The organism is Streptococcus sp. HMSC34B10, from assembly GCF_001839505.1.
GTDB lineage: Bacteria > Bacillota > Bacilli > Lactobacillales > Streptococcaceae > Streptococcus > Streptococcus peroris.
Window position 1 is genome coordinate 511,068 of the sequence record NZ_KV841556.1, and the last position, 25,099, is coordinate 536,166.

Annotated in this window: 27 protein-coding genes; 24 read left to right on the plus strand and 3 right to left on the minus strand. The window is 31.3% G+C overall.

Going from position 1 to position 25,099, the window contains the following annotated elements; genetic code table 11:
- Nucleotides 1-31 precede the first annotated feature (31 nt).
- The 12 genes from HMPREF3237_RS08095 (at nucleotide 32) to HMPREF3237_RS08155 (ending at nucleotide 10,834) form a co-directional block, all read left to right on the plus strand.
- Nucleotides 32-766: an ABC transporter ATP-binding protein gene (locus tag HMPREF3237_RS08095; RefSeq protein WP_070482337.1), complete on the plus strand. Its 735-nt coding sequence runs from the start codon at nucleotides 32-34 to the stop codon at nucleotides 764-766.
- 10 nt (nucleotides 767-776) lie between these two features.
- Nucleotides 777-2,795 (plus strand): FtsX-like permease family protein, encoded by a 2,019-nt coding sequence (locus HMPREF3237_RS08100; protein WP_070889463.1) that lies wholly within the window; start codon nucleotides 777-779, stop codon nucleotides 2,793-2,795.
- A 78-nt stretch (nucleotides 2,796-2,873) separates the two neighbouring features.
- Nucleotides 2,874-4,451 carry a sensor histidine kinase gene (locus HMPREF3237_RS08105; RefSeq protein WP_070889551.1) on the plus strand — a complete coding sequence of 526 codons (1,578 nt, stop codon included), beginning with the start codon at nucleotides 2,874-2,876 and terminating at the stop codon, nucleotides 4,449-4,451.
- Entirely contained in the window at nucleotides 4,432-5,028 is a 597-nt protein-coding gene (locus HMPREF3237_RS08110) for a response regulator transcription factor (RefSeq protein WP_070846366.1), read from the plus strand. The genes HMPREF3237_RS08105 and HMPREF3237_RS08110 overlap by 20 nt, the downstream gene beginning before the upstream one ends.
- A gap of 202 nt (nucleotides 5,029-5,230) precedes the next feature.
- A complete protein-coding gene (locus tag HMPREF3237_RS08115) occupies nucleotides 5,231-5,653 on the plus strand; it encodes a GNAT family N-acetyltransferase (RefSeq protein WP_070846364.1) in 423 nt (140 codons plus the stop codon).
- Between the two features lie 724 nt (nucleotides 5,654-6,377).
- Nucleotides 6,378-6,758, plus strand: a complete 381-nt coding sequence (locus tag HMPREF3237_RS08125; RefSeq protein ID WP_070846358.1) for a GntR family transcriptional regulator — start codon at nucleotides 6,378-6,380, stop codon at nucleotides 6,756-6,758.
- Nucleotides 6,751-7,599, plus strand: a complete 849-nt coding sequence (locus HMPREF3237_RS08130) for an ABC transporter ATP-binding protein (protein ID WP_070846356.1) — start codon at nucleotides 6,751-6,753, stop codon at nucleotides 7,597-7,599. The genes HMPREF3237_RS08125 and HMPREF3237_RS08130 overlap by 8 nt, the downstream gene beginning before the upstream one ends.
- Nucleotides 7,599-8,228, plus strand: coding sequence for an ABC-2 transporter permease (locus tag HMPREF3237_RS08135; RefSeq protein WP_070889465.1), 630 nt, complete (start codon nucleotides 7,599-7,601; stop codon nucleotides 8,226-8,228). Before HMPREF3237_RS08130 ends, HMPREF3237_RS08135 begins: the two co-directional genes overlap by 1 nt.
- A gap of 237 nt (nucleotides 8,229-8,465) precedes the next feature.
- Nucleotides 8,466-8,978: a GrpB family protein gene (locus HMPREF3237_RS08140; RefSeq protein ID WP_070846352.1), complete on the plus strand. Its 513-nt coding sequence runs from the start codon at nucleotides 8,466-8,468 to the stop codon at nucleotides 8,976-8,978.
- 150 nt (nucleotides 8,979-9,128) lie between these two features.
- Complete coding sequence (locus tag HMPREF3237_RS08145) at nucleotides 9,129-9,371, plus strand: DNA methyltransferase (RefSeq protein WP_070889466.1); 243 nt, start codon at nucleotides 9,129-9,131, stop codon at nucleotides 9,369-9,371.
- 77 nt (nucleotides 9,372-9,448) lie between these two features.
- Complete coding sequence (locus HMPREF3237_RS08150) at nucleotides 9,449-10,066, plus strand: SAP domain-containing protein (protein ID WP_070889467.1); 618 nt, start codon at nucleotides 9,449-9,451, stop codon at nucleotides 10,064-10,066.
- 159 nt (nucleotides 10,067-10,225) lie between these two features.
- Nucleotides 10,226-10,834 carry a class I SAM-dependent methyltransferase gene (locus HMPREF3237_RS08155; RefSeq protein ID WP_070889468.1) on the plus strand — a complete coding sequence of 203 codons (609 nt, stop codon included), beginning with the start codon at nucleotides 10,226-10,228 and terminating at the stop codon, nucleotides 10,832-10,834.
- Between the two features lie 308 nt (nucleotides 10,835-11,142).
- Here HMPREF3237_RS08155 and HMPREF3237_RS08160 read toward each other — a convergent pair whose 3' ends face one another.
- Nucleotides 11,143-12,429 (minus strand): DUF6161 domain-containing protein, encoded by a 1,287-nt coding sequence (locus HMPREF3237_RS08160; RefSeq protein WP_070889469.1) that lies wholly within the window; start codon nucleotides 12,427-12,429, stop codon nucleotides 11,143-11,145.
- Between the two features lie 368 nt (nucleotides 12,430-12,797).
- On the opposite strand from HMPREF3237_RS08160, the gene HMPREF3237_RS08165 reads away from it, so the two are divergent.
- The 7 genes from HMPREF3237_RS08165 to HMPREF3237_RS08195 all read left to right on the plus strand — a co-directional run bounded on the left by HMPREF3237_RS08165 (nucleotide 12,798) and on the right by HMPREF3237_RS08195 (nucleotide 18,425).
- Entirely contained in the window at nucleotides 12,798-13,481 is a 684-nt protein-coding gene (locus HMPREF3237_RS08165) for a LexA family transcriptional regulator (protein WP_070846350.1), read from the plus strand.
- A gap of 2 nt (nucleotides 13,482-13,483) precedes the next feature.
- Nucleotides 13,484-14,899: a Y-family DNA polymerase gene (locus tag HMPREF3237_RS08170; protein WP_070889470.1), complete on the plus strand. Its 1,416-nt coding sequence runs from the start codon at nucleotides 13,484-13,486 to the stop codon at nucleotides 14,897-14,899.
- Complete coding sequence (locus HMPREF3237_RS08175) at nucleotides 14,896-15,261, plus strand: hypothetical protein (RefSeq protein WP_070889471.1); 366 nt, start codon at nucleotides 14,896-14,898, stop codon at nucleotides 15,259-15,261. Before HMPREF3237_RS08170 ends, HMPREF3237_RS08175 begins: the two co-directional genes overlap by 4 nt.
- Nucleotides 15,251-15,541: a DUF5960 family protein gene (locus tag HMPREF3237_RS08180; protein ID WP_001080188.1), complete on the plus strand. Its 291-nt coding sequence runs from the start codon at nucleotides 15,251-15,253 to the stop codon at nucleotides 15,539-15,541. Before HMPREF3237_RS08175 ends, HMPREF3237_RS08180 begins: the two co-directional genes overlap by 11 nt.
- 294 nt (nucleotides 15,542-15,835) lie before the next feature.
- Nucleotides 15,836-16,195, plus strand: coding sequence for an SAG1252 family conjugative relaxosome accessory protein (locus HMPREF3237_RS08185; RefSeq protein WP_014713360.1), 360 nt, complete (start codon nucleotides 15,836-15,838; stop codon nucleotides 16,193-16,195).
- A 9-nt stretch (nucleotides 16,196-16,204) separates the two neighbouring features.
- Entirely contained in the window at nucleotides 16,205-16,570 is a 366-nt protein-coding gene (mobC, locus tag HMPREF3237_RS08190; protein WP_000263039.1) for a plasmid mobilization relaxosome protein MobC, read from the plus strand.
- Complete coding sequence (locus HMPREF3237_RS08195) at nucleotides 16,557-18,425, plus strand: SAG1250 family conjugative relaxase (RefSeq protein ID WP_070889472.1); 1,869 nt, start codon at nucleotides 16,557-16,559, stop codon at nucleotides 18,423-18,425. Before mobC ends, HMPREF3237_RS08195 begins: the two co-directional genes overlap by 14 nt.
- A gap of 45 nt (nucleotides 18,426-18,470) precedes the next feature.
- Here the strand turns inward: HMPREF3237_RS08195 and HMPREF3237_RS08200 are convergent, their stop codons facing one another.
- A complete protein-coding gene (locus HMPREF3237_RS08200) occupies nucleotides 18,471-19,547 on the minus strand; it encodes a sensor histidine kinase (protein ID WP_070889473.1) in 1,077 nt (358 codons plus the stop codon).
- Nucleotides 19,532-20,203, minus strand: coding sequence for a response regulator transcription factor (locus HMPREF3237_RS08205; RefSeq protein WP_070889474.1), 672 nt, complete (start codon nucleotides 20,201-20,203; stop codon nucleotides 19,532-19,534). The genes HMPREF3237_RS08200 and HMPREF3237_RS08205 overlap by 16 nt, the downstream gene beginning before the upstream one ends.
- A 415-nt stretch (nucleotides 20,204-20,618) precedes the next feature.
- On the opposite strand from HMPREF3237_RS08205, the gene HMPREF3237_RS09115 reads away from it, so the two are divergent.
- The 5 genes from HMPREF3237_RS09115 (at nucleotide 20,619) to HMPREF3237_RS08225 (ending at nucleotide 24,941) form a co-directional block, all read left to right on the plus strand.
- On the plus strand, nucleotides 20,619-20,750 hold the full coding sequence (locus HMPREF3237_RS09115) for a hypothetical protein (RefSeq protein ID WP_257365329.1): 132 nt from the start codon (nucleotides 20,619-20,621) through the stop codon (nucleotides 20,748-20,750).
- Nucleotides 20,751-20,901: 151 nt separating this feature from the next.
- Entirely contained in the window at nucleotides 20,902-21,600 is a 699-nt protein-coding gene (locus HMPREF3237_RS08210; RefSeq protein WP_070889475.1) for an ABC transporter ATP-binding protein, read from the plus strand.
- Nucleotides 21,601-21,616: 16 nt separating this feature from the next.
- Complete coding sequence (locus tag HMPREF3237_RS08215) at nucleotides 21,617-22,408, plus strand: hypothetical protein (RefSeq protein ID WP_070889476.1); 792 nt, start codon at nucleotides 21,617-21,619, stop codon at nucleotides 22,406-22,408.
- A 1-nt stretch (nucleotide 22,409) separates the two neighbouring features.
- Nucleotides 22,410-23,099, plus strand: coding sequence for a hypothetical protein (locus HMPREF3237_RS08220; RefSeq protein WP_070889477.1), 690 nt, complete (start codon nucleotides 22,410-22,412; stop codon nucleotides 23,097-23,099).
- Between the two features lie 1,611 nt (nucleotides 23,100-24,710).
- On the plus strand, nucleotides 24,711-24,941 hold the full coding sequence (locus HMPREF3237_RS08225) for a helix-turn-helix domain-containing protein (protein ID WP_014713353.1): 231 nt from the start codon (nucleotides 24,711-24,713) through the stop codon (nucleotides 24,939-24,941).
- Nucleotides 24,942-25,099 lie beyond the last annotated feature (158 nt).

The window sequence follows — 25,099 nt, forward strand, 5'->3', positions numbered from 1 at the left end:
TAATTATATAAAAGAAATGGAGGAAACGATAATGCCACAACTAGTAGTAACAGGATTAAATAAGACATTTGGAGAAGGCGAAAGTTTAGTCCATGCCTTATCTGATATTTACCTTTCAGTAAATAAGGGTGAATTTTTAGCCATTATGGGGGCTAGTGGTAGTGGAAAGACAACTCTATTGAATTGTATATCCACTATTGATAAACCAGATTCGGGCAGTATTGTCTTTGAAGATTTTGATATGATTCAAGCAAAAGAAAGCCAATTAGCCGATTATCGCGCTAAGAATATCTCTTATATTTTTCAATCTTATAATCTGGTAGAGACCTTAACAGTTTATGAAAACGTAATTTTACCACTTCAAATTCAAGGAAAATCCATTAGAAAATATCAAAAGAAAATTAATGATGTTTTGGGTAAATTAGCTATTCAAAATTTAAAAAACAAATTTCCAAATCAATTATCAGGTGGACAACGTCAACGTGTCGCAACAGCTAGAGCGTTAATAGATGATTCCAAACTCTTGATTGCAGATGAACCGACAGGAGCTCTTGACTCTGCTAACTCAGAAAATCTCATGTCCCTCTTACAAGAAATTAATCGAATGTTTGAAATAACTATTCTACTTGTTACTCACGATCCTGCTGCTGCTAAATATTCGTCTCGAATGGTTCTTCTCAGTGATGGACAGATTATCGATGATATTGAGCGGAATGGACTGTCAAACGACTTATACCTAGAAGAAATATACAGACGAACAAGATAGGAGGGGAGCTATGTATCCAAAGTTAATTTTACGCAATGTGTTTAGAAACTTACAAACCTATACGATTTATTTTTTTAGTCTTGCTTTGATTTATAGTCTTTTGTATGCCTTTAATGCTCTTCCAAGTCATCCTGTCATGCAGAGCTTATCAGGTGCGAAAGAAATGCTGACGACAGTTATGACCCAGTATATGGGGCTGTTATCTTATTTGATACTAGGAGCTATTGCCTTTCTCATCGTTTACTCAACGAATTTTGTTTTAGGGAGACGGAAAAAAGAGCTTGGACTCTATGCAACGCTTGGAATGAAAAAGCACCAGATTATTGGAACACTCTTCTTTGAAACCATGTTAGTAAACATCTTTGCTTTACTTCTGGGCTTTACTTTTGGTCTAGTCTTGCTTGTTTTACTTGCTCATATTGCCTCTGAGTTTTTCATGGCAAATTATTTTGGAAATTTGTTCTTTTTGGATTCTAAATCAATTTCTCTCCTTGGATACTCCTATCTAGTAACAAGTTTGATTGTTGGTGTTATGGAGGTTTCAACATTTAGAAAAAAACAAATCATTAGCTTAATTCAAGAAAATGGTGTTAAAAAATCTCGACTCATCAAAGAGAACTCTATTATTCAACTGTTTATTTTCATTATTTCAAGTGTTGTGATTATCTCTGCAAGTCTGTACTTTTCTGATTACCATCATTTATCTATTTTGAAAAATTGGGGCGTATTACTTGTCTCTGTTTTAGTTGTCTTTGTTATTCTTTTTTACAACACCTTGAGTTATTTCTTACTTAGAGTTGTTAAGAGAGTATCTGCTGTCTATTATAATAAATTAAACTCATTTAAAATCCGCCAATTTTCCAAACAAGCGGACAGCAACTCTGTAACGCTAGCAGTACTATCTATGACCTTGACTTTGGCTCTTAGTTTACTAGTGTTTGGTGGTAGTTCATACACAACCATGAACCATGAGTTGAATCGTTATGCCCCTTATGACTTGCAAGTCAGTTTATATAGAGGTAGTGAGTTTCATTATGGAAACGAGAGTGTAAAAGATAGATTAAAAGCGGATGGTTTTGATTTTGATGTTGTAAAAGATGAATATGCTTATTCAACTTATACGAGTGATCTGACTTATAAGGATATAATAGATACTAGTCAGTTATGGGAATATGATAAAGGATTACCTAATACAAAAGTTCATATTTTAGGGATTTCAGCTTATAATCATCTAAGAAAACTACAAGGCAAAAAAGATATTGACTTAGCTGATGATGCCTATCTAGTAAATGCCAATTACAAAGGAACCATTAAACAAATCCAAGAATTTTTACTACAAAAGAAAGAGTTATCGATTGGCGGTTATTCTTTAAAATTAGCATCGCCCCAACCATTAGATACTGTTTATTTTCTTTCTTCAGTAGGATTAAATGATTCGGGGACTCTTATTGTACCAGATAAAGTTATTAAAGAATTGAACGAAGATTTTACAACTTATGTGGTTAAATATAAAGAAAATATTGATAAAAGAAAAATTGAAACATTTTTGAAGGAGTGGGTTGATAAGTATTACTTTACGGTGGATGGTACAGAAGTAAATGACTTCACTTATCAAACTAAGGTGAGATTATCTGAGATTTATATAGGATTTATGGGAGTCATTGTACTAGTATTGCTATTTATTAGTGTTGTATTTATTATTATTTCACTTAGCATTTTATCTCTACAAATCTCAACTAGTGCACTAGACAGCATTAATGATTATCGTATCTTATATCTATTGGGAAATAAGAAAAAACAAAATAAGAAAATACTTATTCAGCAAATTATAAGTTACTTCTTTGTTCCCTTGCTACTTGCTGTTCCATTAGCGGTTTCTCTAAGCAAGTCCTTATTAGGTTACTTTGAAAATTTTGCCAATACAACTATCACAATTGATGTGACCTATCTAGGAGTGGCAGCTCTTCTCTTTCTAATTTATTTAGTTATAACCTATAAAGTAAGTTGGTATATTCTTGATAGAAATTAGCATAAAACTAGGATACTGTTAAATAGTATTCTAGTTTTATGCTATACTATACTTATAAAATAGAGGGATATGATTATGATGAAAAAAATTGTAAAAGTTATTTCAAATCATCCACTGTGGTTGTGGCAATTAACGTTGTTGAATCACTTAGGGTTGATGGTATATATATATTATAAAGTTCCTAATGATTATTCTAGTGCTTACACGCAAAAACTTTCGTTAATATTAGTGGTTTTGTTGGTTATTTTCAGTTATATTTGTAATTTTATCAAATTTCGATATAGTGAACTAAAATTATGGATAATACTTTTATTATCTTTAGTTAGTTGGCAAGCAATTTTTCAACAAGAAACAAATAATACTATCCTTCATTTTTTTGACATATTGAATCCAATTAATTCTTTTTTATTGGTTTATAGTTCTCTTTCGATTATTTTATTAGGTGAGAGGATTGGGGAAGAATTGGTAAATGTTTCACTAGTTTTAACTATCATAACAATTTTTTCTTACTGGATGTATTTTCCACTATTTTTGTTTTTATCAATATTCACTACTTTTTTTCTCACAGCTCTTCCTTTGCTTTTGTTGATTTTGTATAGAAAAGAGTTGAGAAATGTATTAGCTTCTCAAAGGAGAAATATCGTGATTCTTTCGGTAGTGTTACCTGTTTCCTACATTGTAGTATATGGTAATACTGTGGAGTCAGGTGTTTTAAATTTAGTGTGGTATATTGAGGTATTATCTATACTGACTTTTTTACATTTTAAAACAATTTTTACATCACTAAAAATGAAAATTGATGAATTGAAATCATCATACTTAAAAGCTTTTACTCGCTTATTTTTTTTAGTGGGAGGATTGTTACTACTTTCGTTTATCGGGTTTCAACTAGAGTTGAAAGTGAGTTTTTTAATTTTTAATATAGTTCTGCTTATTATAGCAATTGTTGCCGAAGAATGTATTCGATTGTTTCACGTATCGGATATGAGAAATGCGAAAGAGTACCTGGAAATTCTTTTTTTGAAGCGAAATAAAATGGTTAATCAGCTTCTTTCTAATGAAGTTGTAGAACAGCAATTTTCAGAATTTCTCCATAATGAAATTTTACAAAGTGTGATGGCTATTAAGAATTTCAATGCTTATAGTCAAAATGAGATGTTTGGAAATCAAATAAATCTTGTTACTGAAGAACTAGTGCAACGAATTAGAGAACGAATGGATTATTACCAGCCTATGAGTGAGGTAGATGAACCTCTTTCAAAAAAATATCAGGCACTCATTGAAAGGATCGAGAAAAGATATAATAAAGAAAGTTCAGTAGTGGTATATTTTCCACCTAAATTTTCTTTAATGACTCCCTATGATAAAATTGTCTACCGTTTTGTTGAGGAGTTAATTACTAATGCGGTTAAATATTCACAAGAAGGAGAGATTTCTTTAGAAATCGAGATAAAACAGGATGTTATTTTTATAGTTGCTGAAAATAAATCGATTTCTACCCAAGAACATTCTCTGGGATATGGATTGAAAAATATGGCAAATAAATTAAGTGTTCTAGGTGGTAAGATGAATACTTTAGATAAGAATGGTGTTTTTCGTATTGTTATTGAACTACCGATTGATAAGGAGCTATGCTATGAAAATTTTATTGATTGATGATCATAAATTATTTAGTCAGAGTATTAAACTGATTTTGGAATTATCAGAGGATATTGAAAGAGTGGATTTGATAGATGATTTTTCTTCTGTCTTGGATTTCCCTTATGATGACTATGATATTGTGCTGATTGACATAAACTTAACTAGCTTGTATCAGGAGGATGGGCTATCTTTGGCTCAAACGATTATTAAAAATGGATCTTCTGCTAAAATTGTTATCTTAACAGGATATAGCAAAAAAATGTATGAGTATCGTGCTAAGATAATGGGGGCCTGGGGATTTTTGGATAAGAGCATTGCCCCAGGAGAATTGATTCAAAATTTGATAGAAATTTATCAGGGTAGAAAGATTTTTTCAGATGAAGTAGTGGTAGATATCTTAACTTCACGTGAAATAGAAATATTAGAATTAGTTCGAAATGGTCTAAGTATAGATGATATTTGTGAAAAAGTTTATGTAAGCAAGCGAACTGTTTCAAATCATCTTGCAAACATCTTTTCAAAATTAGGAGTATCCAGTAGACAGGAAGCTATTCATGTCGCGGAACAATTAGGTTACTTTTCCCCCGAATAATTGATAAGTTATTGTCCTATTGTTTAGAAATCTTTAATCAAATTTGAGTGAGGATGGTTGCAAAAGCAATTACTCTTACTCTAAAAAAAGAGCATTACGTTCTAATAGTAAACAATCTCTTTGAAAATATGATGTAGAAAAAATGCCTAAAAAATGCTATAATATCAAGCAACATATACGAATAAATTTAGAAAGGTTTGCTATGATTAATATTACGAAAGAAACATCTGTTTCAATCAATGACATTTTGCCCCTCTATCAGGCAGTTGGCTGGACAAACTATACCAATCAACCACAGATGTTGGAGCAATCTTTCGCTCACTCATTGGCTATTTATTTTGCCCGTGATGGCGAGGAAATCGTTGGTTTAGTGCGTCTGGTTGGAGATGGTTTTTCATCGGTCTTTATCCAGGATTTGATTGTTTTGCCTAGCTATCAGCGCCAAGGGATTGGTAGCACCTTGATGAAAGAGTCTTTAGGGGATTACAAAGATGCCTATCAAGTCCAACTAGCGACCGACCAGACAGAAAAAACCTTGGGTTTCTACCGTTCACTGGGGTTTGAAACATTATCTACTTATGACTGCACAGGAATGATTTGGGTGGATCGAAAAAAATTACAATAATTCTTTTATCTTAAGTTAATTTTAAGTCTTCTCTTGTATCATACAGTTATTAAGTAAAGACCTCCTAACTTTATTTAATAGAAGTCCTAAACTTTTCTTTTTCATAATAATCTCCCTTAACTCCACCGGAACTGGTGGAGTTTTTTGGCTCTATTTCAGACTTTTGGGGACTATTCTTAAAATCATTTTTCGATATATCCCGGTATTTTTCGGGTCTTGGTCGGGGAATTGGCGGGGGACTTTTTTAGCGAATATGACTAAGAAATAGGTCTGTTGTCGCTTTATATGCCAGATCGCTCTTCTAATATTTTCTTCTTTTAATTTATTCATGAATACATTGTATAATAAAATATAATCCAATCTCTTTGATTAAACTAATTTGCATGAAATATAAACGATTCGGTTAAGAATAAGATTAAAAGTTTTTTGAAGTAATCTATTCAGCACAAAAAAACACCTATTCGGGAAAATAGGTGTGAATGATGTTACTTATATCCATATTGTTTTAGAGCTTTTTTATACGCTTCACTACCTTTAAGATAGTAGTCATGCTTAACTCCACTAATATCAACAGAAAAGACCCCATCTTAGATGCAGGATTTACTCAATTAGAAGAAGCGAGCAAAGAAAATTTTGTCTGCTTCTTTTTTAGATATTGAAATGTTTTAACTGTTATGCTACAATAATAACAGTTAAAACACAAATAACAGTAGGGGAGTTGAGGATGAATATACAGATAAATAATTCCAGTGATGAACCAATATATCTGCAAATAAAAAATCAAATTAAAGCACAAATCATTTCTGGAGATTTGAAAGTGGGAGAACAACTACCTTCGATAAGATTCTTAGCGAAAGAAATCAGAGTAAGTATGTTAACTGCAAAAAGAGCTTTTGATGAATTAGAGTTAGACGGGTTTATAAATTCGGTACAAGGAAAAGGTAATTTTGTTGCAGCACAAAATAAAGAACTAATTCGAGAAGAATACTTAAAGAAAATTGAATCGAAGCTTCAAGAAGTAGTTGAACTTTCAGAAATTGCAGATGTATCCAGTGATGAATTGATAGAAATGTTAAAGAGTTATGTGGAGGGTGAATATGAGTAAATATGCTATTGAAATTAAAGATTTAGTAAAAACATTTGACAGTTTTAAACTAGGACCGGTAAATCTTACTATTCCGAAAGGAACAATAGTTGGATATATCGGACAGAATGGAGCTGGTAAAAGTACAACTATAAAATTGTTACTTGGGCTTTTAAGAAAAGACTCTGGCGATATAAGACTTTTAGATGAGGAAAATCCTAATAGTGTTGAACTGAAAGATAAACTTGGAGTGGTATTTGATGATTTGTTAGTGCCGGAAGAAATGACATTAATCGATGTTGAGAAGTTTTGTCATAGAGTTTATTCAAAATGGGATAAAAAGCAGTTTTATGGATTCATTGAAAAATTCAATTTACCACATAAAAAGATGATTAAAAATTATTCTCGTGGTATGAAAATGAAACTTTCAATAGCTGTTGCTTTATCTCACAATGCTGAACTTTTGATTTTAGATGAAGCAACAAGTGGGCTTGATCCAATTGTAAGAGAGGAAATCTTGGATTTGTTATTAGATTTTATGCAAGATGAAAATCATACAATTCTTATTTCTTCCCATATTTTATCTGACTTAGAAAAAGTGGCAGATTACATTGCTTTTATTCACAATGGAAAAATCTTATTTATGGAAACAAAAGATGAGTTAAAAGAAAACTACGGTATATGTACTTTATCCAATGAAGAAGTAAATAACATTGATGAAGAAGCCATTGTAGGAAGAAGAATACATTCTTTTGGGCAAGAGTTACTTGTTAAAAAGAGTCTTGTACCTGATGGTATCAAGTTACAAAAACCGTCAATTGAGGATATTATGATTTACTTTGTGAAAGGAGTGAGACAATAATGACAGCATTAATTTTGAAAGATATAGCTACTTTAAAAAAGACATTATTATTAACGGTTACTATCAGTATTGCACTGGCTGTATATGGAATTTATGAAAATGAATTGTTTATGGTTCCGTTAATATGTGTAATGATTCCGCTCATACTTTCTGCAATCGCCTTTGGTTATGATACAAAATCAAATTTCGAACAGTTTGCATTTTCGATGCCAATAAAAAAGAGCAGTTATGTGTTGAGCAAGCTTTTCTTTGCATTTGCCTTTGGTTTGGTCGGTTCAATCTGCATTTTTGTACTGTTGATGACAAAAAATCAAATGTCATTGGATAATATAGTGTTTATTGCTTTAATTACACTAGCTGCTAGTATACTTATGACTGCAATTCAATTACCATTTATTCTTAAATATGGTGCTGAAAAGGGTAGACTCATTATGGTAATCACTTATTTCTTAATATTTGCTTTATCAACATTGCTAAAAGAAAAGTCAGATTTTCTTGCAAAATTAATGGAGATTTTTAGTAAGAATTCTATGTCAATGATTTGCTTAGGAATTTTAGTTGTAAGCGTATTAATCATAGGGGGTGCAGTAAAATTGTCCGTTATGATTATGGAGAAAAAAGAATACTAGTTTATTTCAAATGTAATCTCGGAATTACATTCTTTGACCCAGCTTGTGGGTTTCGTGTCATAATAATGGCAAAGGCAAATAGTCAAGTAAATACAAGGGTTTTAGAGCTTCTACCAAAGTTTAAAATCAAAAAAATGAATCGATGGTGTTTTGTAGAATTTTATGAAAATAAGTATTATAATTACATTATTATAAAGGATTGAATAGAGGAAAAAGGGTTATATAGGTAAATAGATTATGAGGACACAAAATGTTGTAGTTGAAAAATGGAATCCAAAATGGAAAGAAGAATTTGAAAAAATAGTAGAATCACTTGGAAAAGAAATCATTCAGAATGTAATTAAGATTGAACACGTAGGTAGTACATCGGTTGAAGGGATGTCAGCAAAGCCAATAATTGATTTGGATATTGTTATTGAAAATGATAAGTTTCTAATTTTAAAAAAATTGCTTGAAGATAAAGGGTATGTACATGAAGGCGATTTAGGTATTAGAGATAGGGAGGCTTTTTCATATATTAATAAAAATGATTTAATGACACATCATTTATATGTATGTCCTAAAGACTCTGAAGAATTATTTAAACATATTACTTTTAGAAATTATTTAAGGCAACATTCTGAGTTAGTGGATGAATATTCAAAAGTTAAAGAAAAAGCTGCTGTTTTATTTCCGGATAATATAGATAAATATATAGAATATAAATCAGGTGTTATTGAAAAAATTTATAAGCAATGCGGTCTATTGTAAGTTTTTTTACCGTTCTAATTTTTTGGTTTCAATATATCACATAAATATGAAAAAAATTATATCTGTAGTCATTGAAATTACTTCATGATTTCACACCTGGTTCAGGTAACGTCCTTACAGAGACCTATATATCTTTAAGACGTTTAGAAAATGAAGCCATTATGCTATGCAGTCGCATTCGACGTTGGACAAGAACTTGTTAAAGTCCAACTGAGCCAATTCTATGGAATTGAGATTAACGACTTTGCAGTTTCTGTTTCGAGAACTGCCCTTTGGATTGCTAAAAATCAGATGCTAGAAGAAACAAAGGACATTGTGTTTGATATTGAAGACTATATCAAGAGAAAAGGCAAAGTTAAGCTTAATAGAAATACAGTAATTACAAGATTGTAATATTTTCTGTTATAGCTTTATGTGGTATGGGTATTTTTGATATAATAAGATAAATTTGGAGTTGTAGAGGTGAGCATTTGGAAGAAAATAGACCTGATTTTAGAGATATAAAATCATTTGAAGAATTTAACAGCTATTACTGGTATCGAGAAGAACTTTCACAAATTTGTAAGTACCTTGGATTAGAATACAGATGTACAAAAAAAGAATTAAATCATATTATAGAACAATATTTTAAGGGAAATAGAGTAGAAAAATTTTTGAGGAAAAGAAACAAAAATCAAGCCGAAATAATAACCCTAAATACATCATTACTTGAATGTGGGTTTTCCTTTAATCAGAAATTTCGTGATTATTTTTCAGCTGTAACAGGTGTTAATCCGTTTAAATTTAATGCTGATATGGCAACAGCTTGGCGAAAAGTAAAACGGGACAACAACATAAATTTCACAATCCAAGATATGATTAAAATATACTATGGAGAGTCAGACTACGCCAAGTATGATAATTCAGCTTGCCAATGGAATCAATTTCTAAAAGACTTTTGTGCAGATGAATTTAGCAATCATTACTCCAACAAGTTAAAAGTTGCAGCTATCCTTTGGAAAGAAGTTAGAGATTCAAAAAATAAAAAAATTTATTCACGGAGACTTCTAAAAGAATATAGCTACAAAATAGAGGAGTACTGTAAGTAAACAACTTCAAGTTTGTCGAACGGAATATAATGTATTAAAGACGATAGTCATTAGAATAAATCCTAATGACTAATCAAACCATACAAGAAGTACTATCTACATATTTTGAATTTTATCTAATATTCTTTCAAAAATCCCCCTAAACGAGAGGTATCTAAAATGTTCATTCAATATCTTATTAATCAATCTAAAAAACCTAGTGGTATTGTAGGCCAGGTGATTGCGAAAATTTGGACTTCCTATTTTAAAAAGCTTAGCCTTTGGACAATAAAACAAACCACAATTATAGATAATAGTCGAGTTTTAGAAATCGGCTATGGAGGTGGCAGCACCATCAAAAATCTCCTTGCTTTGAATAAGCATCTTGAAATTCATGGCATTGATATTTCTAAGGAATCTTATCAAGTTGCAAAACGAATTAATTCAGATGCTATACAAAATGGTGATGTTCATCTTAGGATTGGAAATGTAGACGCGCTACCTTATCAAAATGACTACTTTGACCTTGTATTTGCCATTCAAACACATATTTTCTGGGATGATTTAAAAAAAGGCTTTCTGGAGACCTATCGGGTCATGTCTAGCCACTCCACTTTAATTATTGCTTGTGAAAAAGAAAAAATAAATTATCATATGCCAGAATATACTGCAACTCATGCGTTGGAAAATATTTTAAAAAATGTTGGCTTTGCAAAAATTGAAGTGAGGCAGAATCAAAATTGGGTTTTATATATTGTGTATAAAGCTATCAGCGTTGATGCTGACTAATTTATAATTATTTAATAGAGCTATTTTCTTCCATTTGTCAAGTCTATCTATGGTAACGTCATTACTCGCAAAGTCTAATTTAATTTACTAATCTAGTAAATTTATTCTTTTAGATAACTAGGTATTTAAATATAGTATTACTAATTTATTTTTTAAAAAATCCAAATCTATTGGTAGCTTTTTGGTTGCTAAACAGACAAATTTTATAATGTTTATCAAAGAGAACATAAAAAGAATGTTGATTTCTCAGCATTCTTTTTTTAATGTATTCCAGTAATAGAGCATTTATAGAATTTAAATTAGTGTTTTTATTTTAGATTCTTTGATAAAAGAGCTAAAATTGCATCACTATCATTTGAGGTATCTGTTTTTACTAGTCCAGTTTCAACTTTACTAAATAATGAGTTAATAATTATTAGTCGTTCTTCTTTTTCAATGTTAGTTCCAGCTTTTGTAAGAGCTTGATAGAATCTTGTCAAAGCAGCTTTTTGTTTATATTCAGTAGCTAAATGATGATTTGACATAACGATTTTTATCAATATTCTAATAATATAGATAAAAAATGAAATAATCGAAATAAGTATAAATGATTTAGATATAAATGGGAGCTCATTTTGGATAGTATTTAAATAAGAATGTATTACGACAACTAACCCTGCTAGAGCAGCTATTAAAGCAAGAGCTGCAAAAATGAGAAAATATGTCCATTTTTTTGCTAGCTTTTGATGCTCTTCGGAGCGTTCTCTCCAAAGAGTTTCTGGTGCTTCTAAAGAAAGTTTGTTTTCGTAGGTATCCTCTAAAGCTTTAATTTTTTCATGTTTTTCTCTCTGCCAGTCGTCGAGAGATTGTTGAAATGCGGCAAACTCAGAAACATTTTTATCATATTGCATCTGAATTTGATTATGCTTATCTTCTAAGAAAGTTGTAATTTGTTTAAACTGTACGTCAGAGTCAGCTGATATATCTTTTAACTTGCTAGTTAAAGGAATTACTATATTTGCTTCAAAATCAGAAATATTTTCTTTAATATTTGAAAATTCTTCTCTAAGTAGATAGAATGCTGGATAACTTTTATATTGGTAATTGCTTGAAAAATGGCTACCGATATAATTATTGTTTTTTGAGAGATAGATAAAATTTTCGATAGCATCATCAAGGCTATTTTGAGTCTGTTGGATATAGAATGAAACAAATTTTCTTATTTTCCAAAACTCTATATCTTCATCAATAGGAGAGTCTAATGATAATAAGTGAACTCTTATGCCTGATTCTTTTGATTCATGACTATTTGTTAGATAATGGTAGATTTGGTTATTTATGCTGTCAATATTCAATTCTTCAAGCTCGGAAATAAAAGTTTTTATTGTGTTGTATCGGTTTTTTAAATTCTCCCATTCTGTCTTAAAATCATTTGGAGCGACATCATAGATTGAATTCCAATAGCCAAAGTTATTTGCTATTATTTTTCCAAGCTCTTCAAATGTAAAAAGCTCTTCGTTTACATTAAATTCAATTATAAAATCGCTAGGAATTACGAATCTAAATAGAATCTTATCATCTAGAAAATTTGATACTTGACTTTTGGTATAATTCATAAATTCCACCTTTTATAGATTAATTATATTATTATCTATTATATCATAGAAATGTAAGATAAAATGAGTCATATATATGTAAAATTATTGACAGTATTAGTTAGTTTATCAGAAACTCAGTAATAAGGTATATTACTAAAGACTTATTAAAAATAATTCCAAATTTATTGGTAGCTTTTTGGTAGCTAAACAGACAAATTTTATAATGTTTATCAAAGTGAATATAAAAAGAATGTTGATTTGTCAGCATTCTTTTTTATTTCAAATAGTTTCTCAGAATTAGAAATTGGGGGTTATTAAACTCTTGATTTTTTCAGCAAGCTATGGTATTCTTTTGTTAGTTAATAAACTAACAAAAAGGAGAACAAATGTTTTCACCTACTAAATTAAAAGAAAAAAGAGAAAGTCAAGGATTGTCTCAATCTCAACTTGCATCCAGGTTGGGAATCAGTAGAGCCTCATATTTTAATTGGGAAGCGGGTAAAACAAAGCCTAATCAACATAATTTGAGTAAATTGAGTCAGATTTTGAATGTTGATACTCGATATTTTGAATCAGAGTATGAAATAGTTGAAACTTATCTCAAGCTAACTGAAAAGAATAAAGAAGCGACACTTCATTATGCTACAGAACTGTTGAACAAACAGAATGTAAAGGTTGTAGACATTCCTCAGCGTTTTGCTTATAAAGTTTACGAAAAATTATCAGCTGGCACGGGAACAGCATACTTTGATGATGGTAATTACGATACAGTTTATTTTAATCATCAATTTGATTATGACTTTGCATCGTGGGTGTTTGGTAATTCAATGGAACCAACATATGAAAATGGTTCTGTAGCCCTAATTAAGCAAACAGGATTTGATTATGATGGAGCTATCTATGCCATAGATTGGGATGGTCAAACTTATATCAAGAAAGTCTATCGTGAAGAAAATGGACTTCGTTTAGTTTCACTCAATCGGAACTATTCAGATAAGTTTGCGCCTTATGATGAGAATCCTCGTATCATAGGGAAAATCGTTGGAAACTTTATGCCTTTAGAGGACTGAGTATGACTTGGTTTGATTATAGTCTCGAACCGAAGAGTGACATTGCCTTTATTGATATGAAATCTTTTTACGCAAGTGTAGAGTGTGTCGATAGAGGCCTGCATCCACTTAAGACTTCACTTTGTGTTATGAGTCGAGCAGATAATTCTGCTGGGTTAATCCTTGCTTCCTCTCCTATGTTTAAGAAGGTATTTGGGAAATCAAATGTTGGACGTTCCTATGATTTACCATTTGATGTAAAGACTAGAAAGTTTTCTTACTATAATGCTGGAAAACAAGGTTTACCGACAACGATAGACTATGTCCGTTATATAGAGGAATGGGCAAAAACAACTGTGATTGTTCCTCCGAGAATGGATACTTATATTGCAGTCAATATGGAGATTCAAAAAATTTTTCAAGATTTTGCAGCATCAGACGATATCTATCCATACTCAATTGACGAAGGATTTATCGATTTAACTAGTTCATTAAATTTTTTTGTGCCTGATAAAAGTATTAGTCGAAAAGATAAGTTAGATATTATCTCAGCTGCTATTCAAAAAAAGATTTGGAGAAAAACAGGAATCTATTCAACGGTAGGTATGTCTAATGCTAATCCCTTATTAGCGAAGTTAGCACTTGATAATGAGGCTAAAAAAACTCCGACAATGAGAGCCAATTGGTCCTATGAGGATGTAGAAAAGAAAGTATGGTCTATCCCTAAAATGACAGATTTCTGGGGAATTGGGAATCGGATGGAGAAGAGATTACATAGTTTAGGCATCTTTTCGATTAAAGAATTGGCACAAGCTAATCCTGACTTGATTAAAAAAGAGCTTGGTATCATGGGCTTAGAGTTATGGTTTCATGCTAATGGGATTGATGAAAGTAATGTTCATAAACCTTATAAGCCAAAGTCAAAAGGGATAGGGAACTCTCAAGTTTTACCTAGAGATTATGTCCAACAAAGAGATATTGAGATCATACTTCGTGAGATGGCAGAACAAGTTGCTGTTAGATTGAGAAGAGTTGGTAAGAAAGCAACTGTAGTTTCTATACACTTAGGGTATTCTAAAGTGGAACAGAAACGATCTATTCATACTCAAATGAAGATTGAACCAACTAATCAAACAGCACTACTGACAAACTATGTTTTAAGGTTATTTCACACTAAATATACTTCAGGAGCTATCAGAAGTGTTGCAGTGAGCTATTCAGGTTTAGTAGATGAATCATTTGGATTGATTTCATTATTTGATGATGTTGAGAAAATAGAAAAAGAAGAAAGGCTCCAGTCCGCAATCGATGCTATTCGAACAGAATTTGGTTTTACTTCACTATTGAAAGGGAATGCCCTGGATCAGGCTTCTAGAACAATTGCAAGAAGTAAACTCATTGGTGGTCATTCAGCTGGAGGATTAGATGGACTAAAATGATGAATCGTTCTTATTTACCTTTTTTGTCTGCAAGAGAGTATCAAGACCGTGGGATGGCTAAGTGGATGGGATTCTTTTTGTCAGAACATTCAAGTTCTCTTTGGGAAGAAAATAATAGAGAAGACATCTCCATTTCTCTATCAATGGAAGAGAAAGTTCGATTTGTTCGTCAACTTTATACGAATGCATTCCCAGCAACTTTTGTTTGTAAGCTCTCAAATAGAAGAAAAGTAGTATCGGGTATTGTTAAAGAGATGGGGAGAGAATCTATATCCATTAAATCAGACTTTGGTTTTTTTCGCTTAAAATGGGAAGATATACTCGATATACAGATAGAAGGGGTAGATTTATATGAATCGTAAAGAATTATATGATGATAAATTGCAGCTAGATTATTTTTCTGATTCTTATTTACGGTTTGAGTCAGATTTTTACAAGTATTCTGCTTTAGACATACCATTAACATTTATCACTGATGATATTTTACGTACAATGGCTATGTCTCAAAAACATTATTTTAAACTTAACAAAAGTAAATCTTTAGATAATCGTGATCATTACTTTGTTTTTTCTATCAAGATGAACAAAGATAGTAGTGGGATTAGGCAGTATGAATATCAGAGACATTGTTTTAGTTTGTAAGAGTCCGATAGGGCTCTTTTTTCTGTGATAATTTTATCAAAAAGTATTTGTTATACTTTTTTTAATTTAGATTTATCTTGGGGGTTTGGGGGCGTGCCACCACATTTTCATATCGTTTGTTTTTTGAACCGTGAAGTTTGAAATGGCAGGCGATATGATTTTTGAGATATTGTGGACACAATATCTGAGCTCGCAAAGACCGAACAAGAAGCAAGTGAGGTCTTTAGGAAGCGTACTGACAATGTGAGGTAGACTTACACTGTCATACAAGTAGAATGTTGAAGGGATATCAGAATGGGACAAGAAATTAAGTCAATCCGAAAGCAATTTAGAATCACGAGACAAGAAGAAAAACAGATAAAAGAAATGATGAGGGAACAAAAAATGGAAAGTTTCTCAGAATTTCTTCGTCAGAATTTATTGAAAAAGAATTATCAGGATAGAATTTTTGAAAGTTGGTTCTCTCTTTGGAACTCTCAGAAGTTAGAACAGATTAGTCGAGATGTGTATGAAGTTCTGGTTGTTGCAAGAGAAAATCATCAAGTGACTCAAGAGCACGTCTCAATCTTATTGACTTGTGTTCAAGAATTAATTGTAGAAATCAATCAAGCTCAGCCACTCAGTCGTGAATTCTGTGAAAAATATATGGGATAGGAGACTGCTATGGTTTATCGCTATCGTACCAATCTCAAAAAAGTATTTCTAACTGATCCAGAATTACACCAATTGAATGAACGGATTGCTAAGAGCAATTGTCAAAATTTCTCAGTCTATGCCAGAAAAGTTTTACTTAATCCCAATATGTCATTTGTCACGATTAACACTGATACTTATGACCAGTTAGTTTTTGAATTGAGACGGATTGGAAATAACATCAATCAAATTGCGCGTGCGATTAATCAAAGCCATCTGATTTCTCAGGACCAATTACAAGAATTGAGTAAAGGAGTTGGAGAGTTAATTAAGGAAGTGGACAAAGAATTTCAAGTTGAGGTGAAAAGACTGAAGGAGTTTCATGGTAGTTACTAAACACTTTGCGACGCACGGGAAAAAATATCGTAGGCGTTTAATCAAGTATATTCTCAACCCTGATAAAACGGACAATTTGAAATTGGTATCTGATTTTGGCATGAGCAATTACTTGGACTTCCCTAGTCATGCAGAAATGGTAGAGATGTACAATGTCAACTTCAGCAATAATGACAAGTTGTACGAATCCAGAAACGACCGACAAGAAAAACACCAACAAACTATTCATGCTCATCACCTCATTCAATCATTTTCTCCTGAAGATAGTCTGACACCTGAAAAAATTAACCGCATTGGTTATGAGACCATGATGGAATTGACAGGAGGTCGTTTTAAGTTTATCGTAGCAACTCACACAGACAAAGATCATGTTCATAATCACATCCTAATCAACGCTATTGACCGCAATTCAGATAAAAAGTTGATATGGAACTATGCCTTGGAACGAAACCTCCGTATGATTTCAGACCGTATTTCTAAAGTGGCTGGTGCAAAAATTATTGAGAAACGTTATTCCTATCGAGATTATAAAAAATATAGGGAATCTAGTCATAAGTTTGAATTGAAACAACGTCTTTATTTTTTGCTGCAGCAATCTAAATCGTTTGATGATTTTTTAGAGAAAGCAAAGCAGTTGCATGTTCAGATTGATTTTAGTCAAAAGCATAGCCGTTTTTTGATGACAGATAGAACGATGATAAAACCAATTCGAGGACGCCAACTCAGCAAACGAGATCTATATGATGAAGAATTTTTTAGAACGCATTTTGCTAAGCAAGAGATTGAAAGTCGTTTAGAATTTTTGTTGAACCGTGTCAATTCTTTAGAAGAGTTAAAAACAAAAGTAAAAGAATTGAATCTAACCATTAACTTAAAACAAAAAAATGTAACTTTTATTCTGGAAGAAGATAATCAAAAGATAAGTTTGGGTCATCAAAAAATAAGTGATAAGAAATTATATGATGTCAAATTTTTTCAAGATTATTTTAAAAATAAGGAAGTCGGTGCTTCAGAAGAATTAGAGAATTTACAGGAACAGTACCATGCTTTCCAAAAAGAGCGAGATAAGGATAAAGTATCCACTGAAGAGATTGAGGAAGTCTTTGAGACATTTAAGGAAAAACGAGATACCGTTCATGAATTTGAAGTGGAACTTGCAGAGAACCAAATAGATGAGCTAGTTGATGAGGGTATTTATATCAAAGTGTCTTTTGGTATTAAGCAGAGTGGTCTCATTTTCATTCCCAATTATCAGCTAGATATTATCGAAGAAGACAATCAGAAAAAATATAAAGTCTATATCCGAGAGTCAACCTCATATTTTGTCTATAACAAAGAACATTCGGATAAGAATCAGTATATTAAAGGGCGAACCTTGATTAGACAGTTAACCAACGATAATCGAGTAATACCATACAGAAGACCGACTGTTGATCGACTTCAAGAAAAGATTTCTGAGATTAACCTCTTGATTGAGTTAACAGAGAGAGACAAAAAATACCAGGACATCAAAGACGAACTGGTTGCAGAAATAGCAGAGCTAGACATCAAACTGACTCAAACAAATGAAAAAATCGCCACCTTAAACAAGATGGCGGAAGTGCTTATCAATTTGAAGAGTGAAGATGTGAGCAGTCGAAAGCTTGCAAGATATGACTTTTCAAAATTAAATTTGCCAGAATCAATTACAGTCGAACAAGTAACCGAAGAAATAAGAGTGTTTCAAGAGGAGCTAGGTCATTATCTTTATGAGTATGAAAGACTGATTAGAATATTGGAAGAATTTGTAAAAATGTTAAATATTACTACTAATAATCCTAATCCAAAATTTCAAGAGAATATTTTGATGGACTAATCTCTCTAATTGACATAGTGGTATAAAATATTTGATAACTAAAGACTAGACTGGTATATAAATAGTGACAAGAGCACCGTTCTCAAAATTACTCAAATTTACTTCTCCGCCATGAATTTTCGCTACCCGATTAACAAATGCTAATCCAATTCCGAAATGACTTCCTTGCTCTGAATTTGTTGCCTGTTTGTCTTGATAGTATAGTAACCCATATTTCTCGAGTATATTCTCAGAAAATGAAGAATCGCTATTCCATATGGAAATATAAAATTTATTATCTATTAACTTATAGTCTACTCTTATTAATGGATAATTACTTTTGGAATGGTCAATTGCATTATTAATAATATTTAGGATTGCTCGTAGGAATAAGTTTAAATTAAGTGTTAAATTAATAGTGATTGGTAGATTATTTGAAAATTGGATTTTAGCCTTTTTATCAGTAATTAACTTAATTTCTTGTTCAAATAATTCAAGTAAGTAATCCGAAGAGAAACTCTCCCAATTAGAACTATCATTATAGAATGTTTTAGAGTAATTAATTAGCTGATTAAAGTATCTATTAAGTTGTTGGCTAGCAATTTCGATATCTCCTAAACATTGACCAATATTTCCAGTAATATCTATAGATTGTAAAAATTGAGTATTTCCTTGAATAATTGTTAAAGGTGTCTTCAAATCATGTGCTGCAGCTGAGACTTGAAACATCAATTCCTTTTTTTGCTGTTTTTCAGATTGAATCATTTTTTTAATCGTTGACTGCATTTCCTGAATTTTTTGTCTTGTTTCAATCAGTTCAATCAAAGTTAATTTAGCTGGGGCTTGTTCATTTATATCAACCAATAGACTTTGATTATAAACAATATTTGTTTCTTGCTTTATCTTTTCTAGAAGGTTGCTAATATTTTTAGCAATAATAGAAAATAAAATTAGACTAATATAAATCCAAGAAATTGTGCTGAAATAGATAGTAAATGCACCTGCATTTTTTTCAGTAATATTAGTAAAAGCAGTAAATAACAATGGTAGCAAATAAAATAGAAAAAGACTAATAAGAAATTGTCTTAAAATCTTAAAATATGTTTGTTTAATCAGTTGGTTAAAAGTCAGAGCGTTATCCACTGATAACCACCTCCCCAGATTGTTTTAATTGGATTAATTTCATAAGGTTTTAATTTTTGCCTGATTTGGTATACATACTCTGTAATAGACCTTCCCAGTGTTTCAGAATCATGAGGGTAAAGATAATCAAAGAGTTCGTCATTTGAAAATATTCTATTTGGATTGCTGGAAAGCAACAAAATTAATTGGAATTCTCTTTTTGTAGTTGGAATATGTATATCCGAAATTCTAAGTTCTTCTTTAGTTTTATCAATTGCCAGAGGTCCAAATTGTAGAATCTCACTAGAATGATTATTGCGCACTTCTCGACGGATATGCATCTGTACTCTAGCTACTAGTTCAGGTATGCTAAATGGTTTTGTAATATAGTCATCTGCACCGGACTGTATACCATACACAATATCCTCTTCTAAATTTTTGGCTGTTAAAAATATGATTGGAACAGAAATAAATTCTCGGATGTACTTACAGATTTCAATTCCACTGTGAGGCATCATGATATCTAAAATAATTAAATCATAGCCAATAAAATGACAGATATCAATTTCTGGAATAGCAGTCAGTGTATCTACTACAAAGTTTTTATTCTCTAGCACATTTTTAATAAGTCTTAAAATGGCAATATCATCATCTATGACTAGGATTTTATATTGCATAGTTGCCTCTCCTTTTAAAATATATTCTAATTATATTATACCATATTTACCCTCAAGTAATGATATAGGGTAATAATAATCTAAATAATTGAGATTTCTTATGGAAATGAGTATATAGTCTGTTACTCTATCACTAGTATATGACAATACGATAATCTGGAATCAAAAAAATTACATAGAAATCAGAAATTCTGATATTTTTCCGATATTCGTTTTGTAGAATATGAAATGTAGATGACAACTTATCATCTGCCCTAATAGTCACTATTATGGATTGGGAATTATTCTATAGCATGTTTTTCTGAGAGTAGTTCAAAACTCCAAATCAGCAATATATGTGGTAAGTTAAATCAATTTGCTCAGAATTTAGCAGGTAAACATAGTTGTTACTCTATTGAAATTGCTGTAGGGTAATATGAATAATAGGAAGGAGAATGTTATGTACCAAAAACTAACTATTACAAAAACGGTAGCTATCGAACTTCGACAAATGGTGCAGGTAATGGGTGCTTACAAAGGGCAGTTGCAGTCATGCTACGAGGAATAATAGATAGCAAACTTCAGTTCGGGTTTCAGCTTTCCATGTAGTACAATTTATAGTTCATGTATGGCTAGAAATTGATGGAATACCAATTGGTGAAGAAATGGATTTATCTAAATTACAAATAATTATATTTGTAAAAGGAGGACAAAGGTAAATGATTAAAATAGAAAATGTTAGTAAAGCTTTTAGCGATAAGGTTGTTCTTTCAAAAATTTCGTTTACAGCAAACGAAGGGGAGGTAACAGCACTAATTGGACCAAATGGATCTGGTAAATCAACTTTAATAAAAATATTGCTTGGCTTGATTTCTAAAGATGAAGGTAAAGCGACTTTTGATGGAAAAAATTATGAAGAATTAGGAAAATACCCCTTCAGATATGTAGGTGCATTTCTAGATAGTTTTCAACCCAATCCAACAAGGACGGCCTATAATCACTTGAGGTGGATTGCTTTAACTAGTGGTATAGATAAGCAGAGATGTTTAGAATGTTTAAAAATAGTTGGCCTTCAGGATGTTGGTAATAAAAGGATAAAAGACTACTCTCTTGGAATGAAACAAAGACTGGGGTTGGCTACGGCTATTTTAGGGAATCCTAAAATACTTATTTTGGATGAACCAATTAATGGACTTGATCCAGATGGAATTAGATGGGTTAGAGAGTTTCTAAGAGAATTTGTGAGAAACGGTAAAATAGTTTTAATCACAAGCCATTATATGAATGAGTTAGAACTTACGGTTGATAAAATTGTAGGATTATCTAATGGTAAGGTAGTCATTGATGGTAGCAGCAAAGATGTTCTTGAAGAATATGGCTCTTTTGAGGAAGCATATTTTAAATCTGTTACAAGTTAGATGGGGGTAATGCTTTATGAAAAATACTCGTAGTGAACTATACAAAATACTATCATTGCCACTTTTTTGGATGGGTGTAGCAATTGTGATTGCAATCAGTGTATTCTTTACCTTTCAAAATATTCAAGTTATTAATGCGATAGCAAATGGTCATACAGAGATTCTTATACTTGAAGATACGACTAGTCAATTAACAGAGTTTCAAACAGTAAGGGATGCGATATTATCTTCCCCTTACCAATCTAGTATTCTATTTTCTCCAATCTTATTTGCACTGATTCTATCTACGGAGTACAAATTTGGTCAGGAATCATTAACTAAATTGTTAACACCAAAATGGCAGACCGTTTTAACAGGTCAGATTTGTTCTGGAATGATTGTAGCCAGTACGTTGACGATAGCTCTATCTCTTATAAATAGTGCAATGCTCTATGTGATGTTAGATGAAACATTACAAAAATATCTTAGCCTAGGTCTTGTTTTAGAAGTAACGTTAAGAATCATTATCTTTGCCATAACATTGACATTGCTTTCAATGTTTTTAGTAAAAATAACAAGAAAGCCTATTCCATCTGTCATTGTTATTGTAAGTATTCTTATTATAACTTTATCAGGTATATTGAGAGTCCTTTCTCCGACACTTGAACATTTACTCCCTCTAATAGGTGCAAAGTCATTTGTATTCGGAAGAGTAGAAAATAACAATCCTTCGGAAATGTATGGTTTGTTATTATTGTTATCTCAAGCATCAATAGTAACTATTTTGATGTATATTAAAGCTTGGTTTGAGAATCAGAAGGACAAGTAATATGGATGAAATAGTATATGCTCTTATTTATAAAAAATATAGTTTGAATGCAGTGAAAATACAAATTCTAAGTCAGTTATTGCTTGTTTTATTTATCTGTATTCTTAGTTTGATAACATTTGAAATCAATGGTAATAATATTGTATTATCAAACAATCAAATTTTGTTAATTGCATCTTATTTATTTATGATTGGCGGACTGATAAATGGCTCTATAGAAGTCGAGAATCCAGAATCTAAAATAGTCTATTTATTAACTGGAAACAAAAATAGTAGTACACAAAAAATTATGATTGTTGAGTTAATAGATTGTGTATTACAAGCTATTCTATCATTCTTAGTCATCATTATTTTCTTCATTTTTAAAGGAAGTATTAAAGAAGTTAGCGTAATACAGTTTTTTTCTTATCTATTTAGTAGCGTTTTGTGTTTCTTCATTGCATATTATTTAACTTTATTTTTTAAGAGTTCGATGACAGCGATAGCTACTTTGCTACTATTTCCAATATTAGTTATACCCTATATCGAACGTGTATTTCCTGAAGCATTACCATATATTTATTATGAAACAATTTCTGAAAGTTTTAAAATATCAGCAATGTCTGCTAGTCATATCATACTATTATTGTGGAATTTGATGTTGCTCCTATTAATCTATTTGAAAGTCAAAAAGAGGTTGAAAAATGATTAGTAAAATCATTCAGAAGTCATGTTCGGGGAATTTTTAATATTACTAAAACAATATAAAAAAGGTATAAGTATTGATTTCAGTAAACCAATTAGGGGTTAAGAAAATCTCAAAAATCAATAGGGTGAATCAATATTTTCGACATGTTTTATATAGGAAAAAAGATAGCAGTACCTAAAATGATATATAAATCAACAATCGGCATTTAAGATAGTAAAAACTATTAAATAGAAAACGAACGGATTAATAATGTACCTTATTAGAAAATTAATCTTGTTCGTTTTTATGTTTTACACTATTAATCATTAACAATAGTTAATAATATATTTATTTAATTTATAAGTGTGTTTTAAATATTTTTATGACAATTTGGCATAAAATACAAGTCTCGTTCAGATCTTAACTATAATTTTATTAGAAGTGAACGAGTGTATATGCGCGTCAGAGATTTGATTTACGCAAGAGTATATTGCACAGTACTTGTTCTGGAGTCAATTTCATACTCTAAGATTGAGGGTGGTCAACGAACGCTAGCTATCTATTGACTATTTAATAATGCTCTCTTCCCTCTATAAAGTATATATTAGGGCTGGCAGATTATCCTTATTACCTGAAAAATAAAAATAGTCCCTCCTGATTTGTTCATTGATAATTGAATAATCTTGGGTGGGGCTTTATTTGTTGAGCAATAGAATGTAATATTCTAGGAAATGAGCGAGAATCATTTATTCAAAAATAGTATGCTAACCTATCTGCCATGACACAAATAATGATACTTCTGACCGTTCAGGCCGCCATCGTAAAAAGATAGTGGGTGAAACTCCCATGAGTGATAATACCAATCATTCCCACTGAGAGCAACTTAGAGTAACATGTTATCAGGAGGGAAAGTTCTGGAATAATCAGTAGTAAAATATAGTATGCAATTTTCATTCCTTAAATTTTTATACTCCCGAAATATGCTAACTAATAGTCACATAATCAAAAGGTTGGAATTTATAAGTGTGGACGAAAGTTTTCATACTATGTCCCCTTGTTTTGTCTTTCATCACTTCTGTGAACTCTGTCAGAAAGTCAGGCTAAATCTTATTTAGTTATAAGTAATAGCTAGCTTCTATAGAATGATAATGAAAATTCTAGATTGGATTTGCATAATACTGTTATCAGTAGATCTTCTATCCATTGATTTGTTTCGCCTGTGTTACAAAATTTCTATTAGTTTTACAAGAAAAAATAGAACGGTTTTTATCCTAATTACGAGCAGTCTAAGCAGCTTTTTCCTTTGTTTAAATAAAACTAAAATTTAGTATTGTTCAGCTTCAGAGAAGTGCTTGAATGACTGATTTGTGAACATTTTCCTATAATTTTGAAATATTTTTGAGACTATAATATATCAGATAAACATGTCTTTTGTGTTTTACTTTATTTTACAATAAGACTAATTTTTGAATGTCAGTAATTTTAAACAGTTGATAAAATCTTTGTTCTCAGACGGTTAATAGAAATGCTTATGAGAAGTGTTTAATAAATTAATTTTAGTTCAAAATGTCCAATTTGGACACTTTGAATGATTTCTTAGTTTTATATATTATACTTTTCTCAGGAGAAAGCTAGATGTACAGACGTTTGAGAGATTTGAGGGAAGATCACGATTTGACTCAAAAACAAATAGCTAAAATACTTTCGTTTACAAACTCAGCTTATGCTAAAATTGAACGGGGTGAGCATGCCTTAACGGCAGATGTATTGGTAACACTCTCAAAATTTTACGATGTCAGTACAGACTATCTATTGGGATTGACAGATTTTCCTGATAAAATTCGCTTTAGAAAAAAAACTCCTTAATTTCATTTAGTTTGAAAATAAGGAAATTTTTTTATTTGTTCTTTGACAATTGAATAGTCCAAAATGGTACTTTCCTCATTTGTGGAGCAGTTTTGAATGGCTCGCCATGATAAGAGCGACATTAAAACCATCAATAAAATAGAGCGATACTTTATATG